Annotated in this window: 15 protein-coding genes; 6 read left to right on the forward strand and 9 right to left on the reverse strand. The window is 36.6% G+C overall.

Translation table 11 applies throughout. From position 1 onward, the window contains the following. Positions 1–22: 22 nt before the first annotated feature. The 4 genes from AC27GZ_RS03035 to AC27GZ_RS03050 all read right to left on the reverse strand — a co-directional run bounded on the left by AC27GZ_RS03035 (position 23) and on the right by AC27GZ_RS03050 (position 4,411). The gene (locus tag AC27GZ_RS03035; protein ID WP_487093395.1) at positions 23–2,011 is read right to left on the reverse strand and encodes a flavohemoglobin expression-modulating QEGLA motif protein; all 1,989 of its coding nucleotides are present in this window, start codon (positions 2,009–2,011) and stop codon (positions 23–25) included. Then, positions 1,995–3,032, reverse strand: coding sequence for a glutathione synthase (gshB, locus tag AC27GZ_RS03040; protein ID WP_487093396.1), 1,038 nt, complete (start codon positions 3,030–3,032; stop codon positions 1,995–1,997). The genes AC27GZ_RS03035 and gshB overlap by 17 nt, the downstream gene beginning before the upstream one ends. A 130-nt stretch (positions 3,033–3,162) precedes the next feature. Beyond that, complete coding sequence (locus AC27GZ_RS03045) at positions 3,163–3,405, reverse strand: hypothetical protein (RefSeq protein WP_487093397.1); 243 nt, start codon at positions 3,403–3,405, stop codon at positions 3,163–3,165. 133 nt (positions 3,406–3,538) lie between these two features. Then, a complete protein-coding gene (locus AC27GZ_RS03050) occupies positions 3,539–4,411 on the reverse strand; it encodes a LysR family transcriptional regulator (protein ID WP_487093398.1) in 873 nt (290 codons plus the stop codon). 84 nt (positions 4,412–4,495) lie between these two features. Between AC27GZ_RS03050 and maoP the strand changes: the two genes are divergently transcribed. Next, positions 4,496–4,831 carry a DUF413 domain-containing protein gene (gene maoP, locus AC27GZ_RS03055; RefSeq protein WP_487093399.1) on the forward strand — a complete coding sequence of 112 codons (336 nt, stop codon included), beginning with the start codon at positions 4,496–4,498 and terminating at the stop codon, positions 4,829–4,831. A gap of 148 nt (positions 4,832–4,979) precedes the next feature. Here maoP and AC27GZ_RS03060 read toward each other — a convergent pair whose 3' ends face one another. Then, entirely contained in the window at positions 4,980–7,115 is a 2,136-nt protein-coding gene (locus AC27GZ_RS03060) for a TonB-dependent receptor (protein WP_487093400.1), read from the reverse strand. 147 nt (positions 7,116–7,262) lie between these two features. Beyond that, positions 7,263–8,087 carry a penicillin-binding transpeptidase domain-containing protein gene (locus tag AC27GZ_RS03065; RefSeq protein WP_487093401.1) on the reverse strand — a complete coding sequence of 275 codons (825 nt, stop codon included), beginning with the start codon at positions 8,085–8,087 and terminating at the stop codon, positions 7,263–7,265. A gap of 176 nt (positions 8,088–8,263) precedes the next feature. On the opposite strand from AC27GZ_RS03065, the gene AC27GZ_RS03070 reads away from it, so the two are divergent. Beyond that, the gene (locus AC27GZ_RS03070) at positions 8,264–9,520 is read left to right on the forward strand and encodes a S1 family peptidase (RefSeq protein WP_487093402.1); all 1,257 of its coding nucleotides are present in this window, start codon (positions 8,264–8,266) and stop codon (positions 9,518–9,520) included. After that, positions 9,511–10,563 carry an FHA domain-containing protein gene (locus tag AC27GZ_RS03075; protein WP_487093403.1) on the forward strand — a complete coding sequence of 351 codons (1,053 nt, stop codon included), beginning with the start codon at positions 9,511–9,513 and terminating at the stop codon, positions 10,561–10,563. Before AC27GZ_RS03070 ends, AC27GZ_RS03075 begins: the two co-directional genes overlap by 10 nt. Before the next feature lie 192 nt (positions 10,564–10,755). Here AC27GZ_RS03075 and trpS read toward each other — a convergent pair whose 3' ends face one another. Together trpS and rpe are read right to left on the reverse strand one after the other, a co-directional pair. After that, positions 10,756–11,763, reverse strand: coding sequence for a tryptophan--tRNA ligase (gene trpS, locus AC27GZ_RS03080; protein ID WP_487093825.1), 1,008 nt, complete (start codon positions 11,761–11,763; stop codon positions 10,756–10,758). Positions 11,764–11,864: 101 nt separating this feature from the next. Then, positions 11,865–12,533, reverse strand: a complete 669-nt coding sequence (gene rpe / locus AC27GZ_RS03085; RefSeq protein WP_487093826.1) for a ribulose-phosphate 3-epimerase — start codon at positions 12,531–12,533, stop codon at positions 11,865–11,867. A 288-nt stretch (positions 12,534–12,821) separates the two neighbouring features. Between rpe and AC27GZ_RS03090 the strand changes: the two genes are divergently transcribed. The 3 genes from AC27GZ_RS03090 to AC27GZ_RS03100 all read left to right on the forward strand — a co-directional run bounded on the left by AC27GZ_RS03090 (position 12,822) and on the right by AC27GZ_RS03100 (position 14,110). Continuing rightward, a complete protein-coding gene (locus AC27GZ_RS03090) occupies positions 12,822–13,478 on the forward strand; it encodes a TorF family putative porin (RefSeq protein ID WP_487093404.1) in 657 nt (218 codons plus the stop codon). Between the two features lie 108 nt (positions 13,479–13,586). Beyond that, entirely contained in the window at positions 13,587–13,874 is a 288-nt protein-coding gene (locus AC27GZ_RS03095; RefSeq protein ID WP_487093405.1) for a hypothetical protein, read from the forward strand. A 35-nt stretch (positions 13,875–13,909) separates the two neighbouring features. Continuing rightward, positions 13,910–14,110: a DUF2970 domain-containing protein gene (locus AC27GZ_RS03100; protein ID WP_487093406.1), complete on the forward strand. Its 201-nt coding sequence runs from the start codon at positions 13,910–13,912 to the stop codon at positions 14,108–14,110. Positions 14,111–14,325: 215 nt separating this feature from the next. On the opposite strand, the gene AC27GZ_RS03105 is transcribed toward AC27GZ_RS03100, so the two are convergent. Beyond that, positions 14,326–15,855 carry a response regulator gene (locus AC27GZ_RS03105; protein WP_487093407.1) on the reverse strand — a complete coding sequence of 510 codons (1,530 nt, stop codon included), beginning with the start codon at positions 15,853–15,855 and terminating at the stop codon, positions 14,326–14,328. Positions 15,856–15,949: the final 94 nt, after the last annotated feature.

Consider the following 15,949-nt stretch of genomic DNA (forward strand, 5'->3'; position numbering starts at 1 on the left):
TGAACTGAGTTAATGATAAAAGTTATTTAATTGATTTAACAATAAAGTCTAGAACATTATCACCTGACGACTTATAGGTTAAATTAAATAAAGGCTTTGGTTTAGTGATCATGCCACGCGCTACTAGTTCAGAAACAACGTTGAAATCGAGCAGCCCTGTTTTGCCAACCAATAAATTATCTATAGAGCCTTCTTTAGCAAGATTTATGATATCTCTAAAACCTTTCAAATATAAATAATCTTTTGTGAAACCACCGCCCCTATAAACTCTTGTTGTTAACGTAAAAGCAATTTCCTTATTTAAATTAAATTCATTCATCAAGGTATGATAAGTTTTAACAAAATCATTGTGTTCTAGCATGTATTTAACGGCAATAACTCTCAATGCAATTGTTTTTAAACGCCTAATAGTTAAACTTCCGGAACAATACTCACTATATAATGCAACTCCTTCTTGAGTATGTGTATTACCTGTTAAGCCTAAGCTAAAAACTTTAAGTGGGTGTTTTTTAGCATTAATTGTGGTTAACATGTGAATACCCAATTCATGGTATGCATACGCGTGCAATTCTTTTTGAGTGAAAATGGCTTCCTTATTAATGAGTAACAATGCTTTTTCGTTATTCACCATTGCTTTAGCTACGATTTTCCCTGACTTTTCTACCTTACAGTTCAGTCGCCATTCTTTTGCTTGAAACCTAAAATAATCAACGGCTTCATCGGCATTTAACAGTTTCTCATTTTGATCAAAATCATCACTTAAATGAAGAATAAACCGAGCATTGGCAATATCATTAGGGCTAGGTTCTCCATAATACTTTAATGAATTATAAATAAAGTCATCTGTTCCTATAGTGGCTAATAAGTCTATTTTACTTGCTAAGTTATCGATGACATGGCGATATAACTGCTGAATATCAGCATCACTTACATCACTGACCGGTAGCTTATACAAGTTTTCTCTAAATTTATAAGGATCAATATTAAGTGGCTTGTAATTAAAATTCGGTGATATATAGCTATTTTTTTTCAGGAACTTATTTCGTTGAGCGTTCAAATTAATCGGATTAATAAAATTTAAGGTTTCAATACTTTTGCACAATGAAAATAGCTTTTTATCTAAAGATAAAACTTCATGACTTATGGTGGAAGATAAAATATCAGCCTTTTGGGTTCTTTTTCTTTTGCCATACCTACGAACAAAAAAAGCCGCAGTTTCACTGATAGCATTTTTAAATCTAGCTTTTAAATCTTCTAATACTAGCGGATATACTTCACCCGACTCCTCATTCATAAATACTTTTTTAACTTCAGTAGGGAGCACCAAAGTGTTATCAAAATGAGCATTTATATGTGTTATTAAATAGCCTCTACCTTGAAATATTTCATCGGTTGCCGCTCTGACATGTAAATTTGGCAATTCAATTTTATTCAGCTGCTTTTCAAATTGATTTACCACATTTCCCCAACGCTCAACATCAATTTGGCCGCTACCAATATTAAATGTAGGAGAGTCTTTTTCTATACTTTTATGGTTATAGGAGTGAATATCAAAAACAATCGCATTGTTAAATTGTTTTTCAATCACAGTGACAATCACTTCAAGTACGTTATAAAACGCTTGATGTTTACTGTGGCTTTTCGCTCTCTGTCTTTGTGTTAAAGGTTTTTGCCAAACTTGTTTATTTCGTGCTGTTTTAAAGTTGGTTGATAACGCCTTTGCTCGGTTTAGGTCATACTCAAATCGTGAGTCATTAGCTATAACTTGAATAGGAAAAGAGGATATAAGTTCATCCGTGTAGGGATCCTCTTCATAAAACCGTTCTTCTTGTGACAAAAGGAAGTTTTTTTTTAAATCATCACGAAGTCGATGACCATTATGTATTGCTGTACAAATGATAGGGGCATATTCATCTATTTTGACAATAAAAGCGCCATCTTCCACTTCTGCATGAAAACATTTTCCATTTTTAATTAGAGCAATACACTCTTTCTCAGACAACATGAGCATCGTTTATTGCCTTTCTAAATTCGTTCTTACGTTGCGCTAATGCTTCCTTTGCATTAACAACGCTTTCGACAAAATCGATCACCTTTTTTTGTAGTTTAGTATTATTCAATTTATTAATACGCATAATGCCGCCAGGGCTTTGCACATTTACTTCAATCAATTTTTCATTAATCACATCAATGCCAACAAAATATAAACCGTCACGCACAAGTTTTGGTCCTATATGTTTACAAAGAGCTTTTTCATTTTTGGTTAACGTATGTTTTACTACTGTGCCGCCTGCATGAACATTTGAGCGTACTTCATGAGATGCCGGAACACGTTTCATCGCACCAATAGGCTCGCCATTTAACATTAAAATGCGAACATCTCCTGTATCAGCACCTTCGACATATTCCTGTAAAATAACGTAATTTCCGCCTTTACCGCTGTTAATATAAAACTCTAACAGTGAATGAAAGCTTTTTTGTGCGTGCTTCTCAACTAAAATAACACCTTGCCCGCCATACCCATCTAATGGTTTCATGATCATTTTTCCGGACTCAGAGTCGTTCAATACGTCAACTAAGTATTCCGGTGTTTTAGATACATGAGTCACAGGTATAAAATGATTAGCAGGATCATCAAACGATGCTGTGTATAATTTGGTATTAGCAATGCGTAAGCCATCAATATCGTTCATGATAAAAACGTCTTCACGCACTGAATCCAAAAAATTTAAAGTGATGGGATCTAGTGGTGGATTTGCTCGCATAATGATGGTGTCAAAACCAGCGAGAGGGAGTCGAGATTTTTTAAATTCAGCCTTTTTATAAAAAGACATAACATTCGCTGAAATAGTTACCCCTTTTTTGAAAACCTGACAAAAAGCACTAGATACGGAATCTCGCATTGTAAGGTTATGTGGAGTAGCAATAGCAACCGTATGGTTACGGGATACACATTCATGTATTAACCTTAATGTAGAGTCTGTTTCAGGATCAATTTTATCCCAAGGATACATTAAAAAAAGAATATTCATTGAGTAGCCTTTTGGTTATAACATCCAAAACTTTAGTCATGAATATTAAGTTAAAATAATGGAGAGAATTCTCATTTATCAAGTAGGTGATTTACATTAATTACTGATTTTCTCTAGTTCTGAAAATAAATTAATCCCAATCGCCATAATAATCTTCTTCAAATTTTTTAAGCCGCCTTTCTTCTTGAAGCTGTTCAATTCTTTTCTTAGCTAAGTACTTACGTTTATGCCTTTCCTTACTATTTCGAAGGTTATTAGCACTAGAGTTCAAATCAAGTTCAGTAATATCATTATTCAATTCACTTGAAGATTCCCCATCAACAATTTCAAGCTCTTCAGAATAATGCTCGTCGTAAGTAGGATCCATGGCCATTTTTTATCACCCAAAAAAAGTCATTTTGAAAATCGGATAATCTACGTTTTTTTCATACAAGAAAAGTAAAATATTTTTAAGCTAACGATAAAAATATTTTACTTTGAAAATGGTTGGATAATAAAAGGAGGTGCTAAGGGGTCATTATTGCAGGCGCTTCTGGATCATCTTTTCTTAATAGTTTCTTAATTTCAATAATACGCTCTTCATTTTCATTCTCTTTATGAAACGCACTAAAAATTTCCCGTTCAAATACCGGTAGGTTTTCCACATCAAATAATGTCCCTTGCTCAATAAATGGTCTAGCAAGGTTATCCGGGAGATATGCACTACCACCACATTGCAACATCAGATCTAGTGCTATTCTTGCTGTGCTTGTTCTAATTGCAGGAATAGATATGCCACTGACTTCTTTTGCATGCCAGTTGATAAAGCTAGTTCCCCAATCAATCATGATGTAACGTTGAACCTCCGAAGGGGCCGATATTTTATTTTTAAACGTTGTTACAGGAATTAATTTAAACATGTGCAAGGGTTCAATTTTGAGTTCTTCCACTTTGGGAGGATCGAACAAAATGGCAACATCTAATGTACGCTCTAGTAATTGCCTCGTGAGTTGTTCACGCGATAAAATTTCAGCAATTAAACTAACCTGAGGCTGATCGATATATATTTTTGATATTGCATCATGAATATACACATCCCAAGTATTAGGCGTGCCTGCAATAGATATTTGCGCTACTTGCTCTGACGCCAACGCTACATCTTGTTTAGCCATTCGTAATGTATTTAGCAAATTTTCAGCATGCGGAACTAATCTTTCGCCTGCTAACGTTAGTTGAATATTATTACGGGCACGATGAAACAATGGCACACCAAAGTATCTTTCTAACTGGCGAACTCTAGTGCTAATTGCTGCTTGAGTAAGGTAAAGGTTTTCAGCCGCCTTACCAAAGTGACGACAATCTTTAACCTCTAAAAATGTTTTAATTAATTCTACATCCATTATGTTATCTCTTATCGTAACGATAATTATTATTTGTTTTACAGCTAATGCAGATAGCCGCATAATCCGCCAAAAGATATAGTCATGTCAACAGAGATACCTATGAAGTTAATACACGGCTTTATTGCTGAAGCCCCCTTTTACGATGATGCTCATTTTCCGAAGGGGTTCAGTAAATCAGGAAATTTTACCATCGTTGAATCTGAATTATTAACTCAACTTGGGAAACGATTATTTATGTTGGAACAAGGTTTTAGTAAACCAGAAAATGCCGTTGAAGAGCAATTTGTTCAATTCTGTAAAGCACGAATTGATGGTGAGCTTGAAGGACAAACCAAAGTAGAGTTGCTGTGGACAAAGTATAAAAATCTAACTAAATTTAAACCATTCCATAGTCTGAATGGAAGTACAGTTAGCTAACGCTTGTTGCTTGTTACAGCGTGTAGCCATCATATTTCTCTTTTCATAAAGGCTTATTCCCTATTAAATATTGATATGGTTTAATTTCACACTTAAACGGCAAATAAAAAAAACCTGAAAATTCAGGTTTTTTTTATAAACAAATTAATTAAAAGCTGTAGGTAACTTCTGCCCAAGCACTTATCCCTTCATTAGGTAAGCGTGACATCACCGGAATATCAGTGCCTTTAACGCGGTTATAACCTCCTAAATGATTTTGATAATTTTTGTCTAAAATATTATCTACACCTAAACGGAGGGTAATATCATTATTGACAAAATATTGCGCATCAACATTAACGATGCCATAGCCAGCGGTTTTTTGTTCGGTGTTGGTTACTGAAACATCGCTTTGTTTTGCCGCCATCACTAAACTCGCTTTCACCATCCAGCTATCGGCATTGTAGTGTAAGTTCACTTGACCATTTAAAGGCGCGATACGGTATAAGTTATCATCAATATCACGACGTTCACCTTTAACATAACTCACAATTGTTGAAAGTTGTACTTCATCAGTAAGGTTGAAATAACCGTTTAGATCAAAACCATATAGCTTGGCATCAACATTGGTAAATTTAAGCGGGTTAGTATCCCCCGCCATCATATTCGCCATCATTCGTGCTGACATATCTTCCATGGCTAACGGTGTACCCTGGATGTAGTCATCAATAGATTGATAGAAGACATGTGGGGCAATCATAAAGTCTTCATCTTGATAATTTAGCCCTAAATCTAACTGATATGCTGTTTCAGACTTTAAGTTAATATCGCCAATATACGTATGACCATCAGCTAAACCGCCGGTTGCTTCCATTGGTGTCCATAAATAACGCTCTTGATAGGATGGCGCACGATTTTTTAAACCTAAGCCCGCTGAAAAAGATAAATTGGTGGTTAATGTGGTTTGGGTATTTAAGGCAATGTCTACATTATTGTCAGAAACTTTTCGGTTGGCTTTATTAAAGTCATCTTGCAAATCACCAGCAAGCATTCCCATCATATTTGCCATCATCGCCATTGATGAGCTCACTTCACCTGCATTCGCTTCAGCGCGTTTAAGTCGTACACCAAGTTGAACATTAGTATCGCTAAATTGATTCTGCCACTGAGTAAAAATACCATAACGATTATCTTCTACGTCGTTAAAATTCACTACTTCAAACATCATATTGTTTGGGTTAGTAATAACGGAATCATGAACAGCAAAATAACCGTCAATGCCAAAAGCAAGTTCGCCAAAACTAAAGTTTTTTGCCAGCTTTACTTTAAAGTCTGATGTTTCCGCAGTGGCATTATTGCGACGATATTTATCTAAATTGCTATTCTCACGCATTAAAAAATTAGTCATACCGTGATCAGCATCGATATAACCTAATTGCCACTCACCTTGCCAACCACTGATATTAAAAGCGCCATCGATGGCAATTCTATGACTTTCAATATATTCAATATCCATGGGTAAAGCAGGCGTACCTGATGCCCCAGTATCAGTGTAGTGATACGTTAATCCAATTTCGTTTTCATTACTGCTATAACGAATATCCCCGCCAAATTGTACTTTATCAAAATCTGTTGGGCTTATTACTATACCGTCACCACTTTCCATACTATCGCCGGTTTGGCTATTGCCGTAAAACAATGCTGCTACGTCACCATGAGCAATATTCGCTACGGCTGATAAAGTTTTGGCGCTATTGTTACTCCGGTATCCCGCCTGTACATCGCCATTAACCTCGGTATTTTCATTATTCATGGTTTCCGCTTTACGCATCTTAACTTCAATAGCGCCACCTATAGTATTCATGCCAGCAGAGACAGGTGCTACACCACGATACACTGTCATAGAGTCAACAATTAAAGGCGTTGAATAACTTAACGGGGTATCCATCGCATTAGGCCCAGCGCCTATGACGGGATGTCCATCAAGTGATGTTGCAACTCTGTCACCATATAAGCCACGGTATTGAGCAATACCGGTAATTGGGCCATTTCTATTGATATTCGCGCCAGGCACAGAGGCTAACCAACCCGCTAAGTCAGGCGTACTTGTTTGCCCTTCTGCATAATCTTTCATGTTTTCATGATCGTGATGACGTTGATTAGTGATGGTGATAACTTCTAAGTCATCGATAATATCAGGCGCTTCATCAGCTAATACTTGTCCAGAAAAAGCAATAGAGGATCCCATTGCTGATAATAAAACCATTTTTACAGCGATAGCTGATGGGGTAAGAAAAATGCGCATAGTTTTCACTTCTTTTGTTTTTTAAATTATAAGTATTCTGTCGACTTAACTTATTTAAAACAAAAGGAAATGTGAAATGCGCGACAATTTGTCACACCTAAAAACCAGCTTTTTTGCACTAGATCAATAAAGCTAGTTTATAGCGTGTTAATAAATTACCCCTAATCGTTTAAGGTGATTTTTCGCAATTTTCTCTCGTTTAGCTTTCATTTGCGGGTAACTTGGGCTATCAAAATTAAAGGCGAAAAAGTGCACACCTAATGGGTTCTCTACAAAACCGATATACCAACCCAGCATGTCACCACTATCTACCTTTCCTGCTCCTGTTTTAGCAAATAAACGATAGTTCTTTGTGGTCTCAACCAACATCACTTCTTTTAAGCTATTAACAGCTTCCGCCTTAAATGCCCATTGGTTGTGGTAAATTTTCTGTAATAACTCAACTTGCTCGACAGCAGAAATTTTAATACTGCCATTAAGCCAAAACTCATCTAAGCCGGAGGAAATATCCTTATTACCGTAATCCATTTTTTGCAAATAACTATGCATAGCTTCAGCACCAATATCCGTTGCTAATTGACGATAAATAGCCACCATAGAATATTTAAAAGCGGTAGTTAGTGTATAACTAGGTAACTTCCATACTGACGGCCACCAAGGTTGTACAGGGTACTTTTCCTTGTCATAGGTTAACGTTTGTTGATTACTTTTGATAATGCCTATCTCTAACCCGATTAAACTATTAACCACTTTGAAAGTTGAAAATGGAGACAGCTCTTTATTGGCACGGTTGCTATTGATTATCCGCATCTTCTGTTTAGCTTTATCACCTGCGTTACTTCGATCCGTTAATAAAACAAACGTGCATGAATCGTTACCACTTAAGCAAAACTCATTTTCATCACTTGCTAGTGCAATCTGACTGTAATAACCTAGCAAGCTTGTGGTTATTAATATTTTGATTAATTTCATAAATTCATCCCTTTGGTTTCAATGCGTAGGCAGAGTAAGTTAGAAATAATAATACACAAAATAATAAGTGACTAATACGCAAACAGTGGCACAATAGTTAATCTCAACAGCATCTTAATCAAAGTTTTTGTTATTAAGGTGATTGAGTTGATGACAATATTTTTGTAGGAACATAAATGAAAGTTTTTTTTTCCTTAGTATTAATTTTACTAAGCGCAAGCAGTTATGCTGCTGAACAGGCCGAACAGTTATTTAATCAATTAAAACCTTCCCTTTATCAAATAAAATTAATCGATAAAGCCAGTGGTGAAAAGTCGTCGATTGGCTCAGGTTTTCAAATAAGTAAAGATGGTATTATCGCCACCAACTATCATGTAATTTCAAGCTATGCGCTTCACCCTCAAAAATACTATATTGAATACCTAGACAGCGATGGAAATACTGGCCAGTTAGCCTTACAAAGTGTTGATGTCATTAATGATTTAGCGCTCGTTAAACGCGATATCAGTCAAGACATGGAGTTTTTCCAGCTTTCTACAACAACGCCTCAGAAAGGCGAGCAACTATACTCGTTAGGTAACCCCCATGATTTAGGGATGATTGTAGTTCCAGGTACTTACAATGGTTTAAAAAAAGAATCGTTTAATGAAAAAATTCATTTTACCGGTTCAATTAACTCAGGCATGAGTGGTGGTCCTGTTGTCAATAAAGACGCTGAAGTAGTCGGTATTAATGTTGCCACATCGGGGAACTCTATTGGTTTTTTAGTACCACACGATAAACTCGTTAATTTATATCAAGCATTTCAACAAGCCGCGCCTGAGTCTATTGAAGCCCAAATGGCTGAACAGCTCACCGCTAATCAAGACAAATTAATCACTGAAATATTAAATAGTCATTGGGAAGCAAAGAGCTTAGGTAAAGAAGGTATCATTCCTATTATTGATGTGCCTTTTATTCGCTGCTGGGGAGATTCTAATGCCGATAAAACTGACGCTTTGATTCTCACTGCTGTCGCTAATTGCTCATTAGATGAGAATACTTACCTATCTTCACGTTTTTTCACCGGCTCGATGGAAGTAGAATTTCGTTATATGCAAGCAAAAGATATTGGTGCCAATAAATTTTATCAGTTATATCAGCAACAAATTTCTCGCGCCGGAGCGGGCAACAGAGCTGGTAAAGATAATGTGACAGAATATCAGTGCCATCATGATCTCGTTATGCCAGACAACCAAGCAATTAATAATAAAAGTATTTTTTGTACCCGTGCTTACAAAAAGTTTCCTGACTTATATGATGTACTTTATTTAAGTGCTTCTATTGATAAAGAAAAGCAAGCCTTGGTTAGTCACTTCACTATCGCTGGAGTCAGTCAAAAAAATGCGCTCGCCTTCACTCGCAAGTTTATGGGGGCAGTATCATGGAAATAAGTAATATCGAAATGGAACATTTAGACACTGAGCAAGTAGCTACTGAGTTAACCCCTACTGAGATACCAGCTGAACTAATCATTGAAGAAGTGAGCAAGGGTCATAAACTACTTCACCGTCATAAACTGAGTAAAAATAAAGTACATATTGGCCGTGATTATCATAACGATATTATTTTATCTGATCCTCATGTTTGCCCAAGTCATATCAGTATTGAGCTTATTGATGGTCATTGGCATGTGATTGATCATCAAACCGTCAACGGCACCTTTGTCGAAAATCCAAAACAAAAAAAGCACTGTGCTAATCAACATAAAATAAATGATGGCGATATTATCAGTTTAGGTAAGAGCCAATTACGGATTTTATTTAGCGATCATAAGGTTGCTCCTACCGTTGCATTTAGTCCTTTTGAAAGCTTTATCGACTTAATGCGTCACCCGGTAATGCTTATATTAGCTGTCAGCATATTTACCTTAGCTGCAGCGGGTATTTTCTATCTAAACAAACCCATTGAAGTAAATTTCAGCCAATTATTAGTACCTGCTCTGGGCATGACACTTGGCTTTGCTTTATGGCCTGCTGGGGTTGCACTGGTATCTCATTTAACTAAGCATGACGCTAGGGTCATGGCACAGTTAGGGGTGAGCTTCGCTTTCTTTAATTTAATGTGGTTAAGCGATGGCATAGAGAATATTGCCATATTTAATAGTGCTAGTAATTCAATATTACCATTTTTTACTATGGCCATATCTATCGCCTTAACCTTTAGTTTATTTTGGTTAAATGGCTATATCGGCTTTCACATGACGGCCAAACGCCGAAATATTGTCGCCGCAAGTATTACTATATTGTTATTCGGTGGCAGTTATCTTGTTCAATATAGTAATAAGCCTGAATTCAATCCTAGACCCAAATACGATGCTACCTTAATGATGCCTAGCTTTTTAATTGCACCAAGTAGCAGCGTTGATGAGTTCATTGATGATGCAAGCAAACTTTTTGATAAGACAACTAAAGCCGCTTCAACAGAAACAGAGTAATCTGCACCGATAAAACTCGTGATTTATCATGAAGTGAGTGTGGTCGAAGGAAGAAAACTGTCCTTCGACAAGCTCAGGGCGAACAGAGCCAAACACAGTTACCCTATCGCTATCTGCTCATGCTGAGCGTGAGGCACGAGCAGTCGAAATACGATTGCTTAGTGTGCCCGAAGACTCAGTGTGACCAAAAGGTTATGGGCGAGGGATAAAGCCAATAGCGTCATAAACTGACGTTAATACTTTGCTGGCGCGTGCTGAGGCTTTTTCAGCACCACTTTTCATTACTTGCTCAAGAAACGCCTGATCTTCACGATATTGATGATACTTTGTTTGAATTGGCTCAAGCATAGCAACAACAGCATCAGCAACATCACCTTTAAGATGACCATACATTTTATCTTCATAATCAGGCACTAAGCTTTCAACTGACTTGCCTGTAGCACATGAAAGTAGTGAGAGTAGATTTGAGACACCCGGCTTCTCTTCGAGATTATAATAAATATTTGCTTGCTCATCAGAGTCCGTAACCGCACGCTTAATTTTCTTAGCGATTTTTTTAGGCTCTTCCAATAAACCGATAAAGTTACCTGGGTTAGTATCCGACTTTGACATTTTCTTGGTCGGCTCTAATAAACTCATAACACGAGCACCATGTTGGGGAATAAAAGGATCTGGTACCGTAAAAATATCACCATATAAATTATTAAAACGGGTTGCAATATCACGAGATAACTCTAAATGCTGCTTTTGATCATCCCCAACAGGCACAGTATCAGCACGATACAGTAAAATATCAGCAGCCATTAATACCGGATAAGTAAACAAGCCTGAATTCATATTAGCTTCAGATTTTTGTGATTTATCCTTATATTGAGTCATGCGATTTAACTCACCCATTTGGGTATAACAATTGAGCACCCAGCTTAACTGCGCATGCTCAGGTACATGAGATTGAATAAATATAGTACTTTGCTCAGGATCGACCCCACAAGCCAAATAGAGAGCTAATCCATCCAATGTCGCTTTACGTAAATCCGCTGCTTTAGGACGCACTGTAATAGCATGTTGATCCACCAACATGTAGTAGCATTCATGGCTAGATTGCATATTGACCCATTGCTTTAATGCGCCTAAATAATTACCAATAGTTAATTCACCTGATGGCTGACAGCCACTTAATACAATAGGTTTACTCATGATTTTCCTTTAAATCAAGCCAAGGTATTTTACCTTGGCTATGGTTTTTCTTTTAAACAGTTTATGACTGCTTAACGGTTATATTTTCTAAATAGAGGCACAATTTACAAGTTTGCTAATTCTGCCCGCATTTCATCAATAGCAACTTTGTAATCTGGCTGTGAGAAAATGGCGCTGCCTGCAACAAACATATCAGCACCCGCTGCGGCTATCTCAGCAATATTACTTGCTTTAACACCACCATCCACTTCTAGACGAATGTCACGGCCACTTTCAATAATCTTCTCTTTCACTAAACGTAATTTGTCTAACGTAGTGGGGATAAATGATTGCCCGCCAAACCCTGGGTTCACTGACATCAGTAAAATAACATCAAGCTTATCCATCACAAAATCTAAACAATGTAATGGCGTTGCGGGGTTAAGAACCAGCCCTGCTTTACAGCCATTGTCTTTAATTAGCTGTAAAGTACGATCAATATGATCACTCGCTTCTGGGTGGAATGTAATAATATCTGCACCCGCTTTGGCAAACTCAGGAATTAAGCTATCCACCGGTTTAACCATTAAATGCACATCAATAGGCGCGGTAATACCGTAATCCCTAAGTGACTGACACACCATAGGTCCAAAGGTTAAATTAGGGACAAAATGATTATCCATAACGTCAAAGTGTACTACATCTGCACCAGCAGCTAGCACCTTAGCAACATCGTCGCCCAAACGAGCGAAATCAGCAGATAAAATAGACGGTGCAATTAAAAAAGATGACATCATTTATGCTCATAAAAAAAGTATGCGCGTATTATACCCAAGCCATCATGAATTGCGAATATTGCCTAACCATTCATCAAAGCCAAACAATGCACCCATTTCGAACAATTAAAAACCAGCCGCACCAAGGTGGCGCAAAGCCCCATAAGAAATCAAATAACAAACAACAAAAGAATACAAACTAAACCATTGTTTATTATCAATAAAGTTTACATTCAACATCTTTGGGCACTATCTTTGCTAGTTATAAAGCAGTTTTAATAATTAATAAAAAATAAAGAGGGATTCATGAAAAAATCACTATTAACCATTGCACTTACCTCAGCTTTAGCAACTAGCGCTTTCGTTTCAACATCTGCTTCTGCAGTTGAAGGTCTTAGCGCCAACGCAGCCGTAACTTCTAACTACTTATGGCGTGGTATTACACAGTCTAACGACAGCGCTTCAGTATCTGGCGGTATTGATTATGAAACTGAGTCAGGTTTCTATGCTGGTACTTGGTTAGGAAGTTTAGACAGTGCTACAGAAGTTGACTTCTATGCAGGTTATGCCGGAGAAGCTGGTTCATTTACCTATGACGTAGGTTACATTTTCTATGGTTACCCTAGCACTACTGGCGCGACTAACGACTCTGACTTCTCTGAAGTTTACTTAAATGTTGGCTTCGATGCATTATCATTAGGTGTTGCCGTTTTAGCTGATGCTGATTGGGATGCTGACTTCGGTGATGATATCTATTACTCAGCTGGCTATACAATTGATGCAGACGGTATCGAAATTGGTTTAAATGCTGGTTACTATGATACTGATGACTCTGAAAGCATTTATAACGGTTATGATCTTGGTATTAGTATTTCAAAAAGTGGTTTCACATTTGGTGTGAGCGATCATGAGAACACTGATACAACAGTTTATGTTTCATATGCTGTAGATTTCGATTTATAATCGCGATTAGTTGCTCAGCATTTATTTGAGCTATTAATGACAAAAAGGTGTTAATGAGATAGCATATTTCTCATTAACACCTTTTTTTTGTCTTTAAATGGAGCTTTTATGTCAAAACGGATGATGACAAAACTAACCACCTTCTCGCTCGCATTAACGCTTACCTTAATCTTATCCATTAACTTTATCCGTACTTCAAGCGCTAACACACAAGCAAACTTATTAGCGTCATGTATGGCTGTTGAATCGAACCTACCGATGAATCATAGTCAACACCCCTGTAGTGCGACATATATGCAAAACAAAAGCTGGTTATCTTGGCTTTCCAATGACAAAAAATCAGCACACTTTCACTTCTTAGACTTAGTTGAGCTACTGCATTATAGTTTTCATTAACGCTTCACTCTATCATTCAAATTAAGTGAGTACTGATGCCCAATAAATCCTCATCTCTGATCAACACTATCAAAAGTGTTGCCGCCGCGTTTTTTGGTGTGCAAAGTAATAAGAATCGCGAAAAAGATTTCTCTCAAGGAAAGTTAAGTCAGTTTATTGTCGTCGGCATTTTAGGGGTCATCGTCTTTATTGCTTGTTTAATTGTGGTTGTTAACTTAGTTATCCCAAACCAATAAATAACTCCAAAAAACTATTTAACCTGATGTTTGTATAAGAAATTGTGCAACGCCAATTAAATCAATTACTTAGGGTTGTGAGACAATTCTAGCGAGGAATTTTTGCTGTATTCAGGACAAATTTGCGCGTCAATAGCTGGTCTATTGCAAGTAAATTTAACGAAGAAGACAGTAAAAATAACCGCTTGAAACGCTTTGCTTATGCAAATCTCAGGTTATTTACAGGGCACTTTGATATAAAACGTTGTGCCATATTTTTTGCTGGAATGAAAATAGAGCTCTCCAGCCAACCTTTCAATAATTAAATAGGCTAAATAGACGCCAATACCAGGGCTATTTTTTTCACTTGAACTTACAAACAATTGATCAAATGAATCGACTATTTCACTATCAATCTCGTTAATGTTATGTATTTTCATTAAATAAAAATCAGCATATTGATTTAATTCTACCGATACTTTTGAGCCACGTGGTGCTGCTTCTACCGCATTTCTATATAAGCACATAAACAAGGTTTCAAATAAATGAACATCACAGGTGATCATATTGTTATAAGGAATGGTTTCATAGCGCTCAATATTTTTATCCTTCATCACAAAACTGAAAATATCGATTAGTGGCGAGACAATACTACTCACCTCTTTTCTTGTTTTTCTGACGTGATAAAAATTACTTTCTAAACTTTTCAGAAGCTCTATTTCATTAAGCAAAAAATCATTGATTCCAAGACTATATTTCAATTCAGTAATAGGCATACTCACTTGTTTACTTCTTGAAACTTGTTCTATTTGAGATAAGGCATTAGCGCTTTCCTGAGAAACTTCCTGCAACTCCTTTAAGATAGCGTTTCGATACTTGTTATATGATTCATTTTGCTTAAGTAAATTGTCAACTTGAGTTTGTATTGCTCTTTGATTCAGAATAAGTTTTGTATGCACATCAAGACGTGCCAGTAAAATTGAAGGGGTTATGGGTTTAGTAATATAGTCAACAGCACCAAGCGATAACCCTTTTACCACATCACTATCTTCAGAAAGCGCTGTCAAAAAGATAACAACAATATTTTGAGTCATCGGATTTTCTTTAAGTTTTTTACATAAAGTCAATCCATCAACCTCTGGCATCATGATATCCAAAAGAATTAAATCTGGCGGTGAATCTGACAAACAAATTTTCATGGCTGTTTTGGCGTTTATGGCTGCCTTAACATGATATTTATCCTTGATCAGACTTCGAATTAATTCAATATTATCCGCCACATCATCAACAATTAGCACATCTAAATCTTGAACATTTTTTATCGTTTTGAATCGATTAGCATTGAGTTTACGAGTCACTTTGCTTGCCGATGATTTAACAGGGATTTTAAGTGCCCGATTTATTCTTTCTTCAAAAATTTGCTTATTAAACGGCGGCACTAAATACTCAGAAACGCCATTCATCACTGCATCTTTAATACTGTCTTGCTCAATTATAGAAGAGACAATAATGAAAGGAATTTTTATCGTTTTATCTGATTGTCGTAGCTTTTTCAAAATAGATAAGGCATTTAATTTTGGAGGTGCCCAGCCACTAATAATGAGGTTAATACTTTCAGTTGCCACTAAGTCCAAACATTGCTTTTCACTGTTTGCAGAAACAATATTACGTATACCCATCACTCGGAGCATAGAAACCATAATTTGTCGCATGCTACTGTTATTATCAATAACCAAGGTATTTATATTGCTAAAATCGATACTCACACTGTAATCCTTTATAGACTTAATTTTCATCTAGTTATAGTCTAGACTAAGTTAAAACGAATTATCGTTAATAATCAACTAAGTCATTAACCAT

The sequence above is a fragment of the Colwellia sp. SU-HH00943 genome, assembly GCF_057546125.1.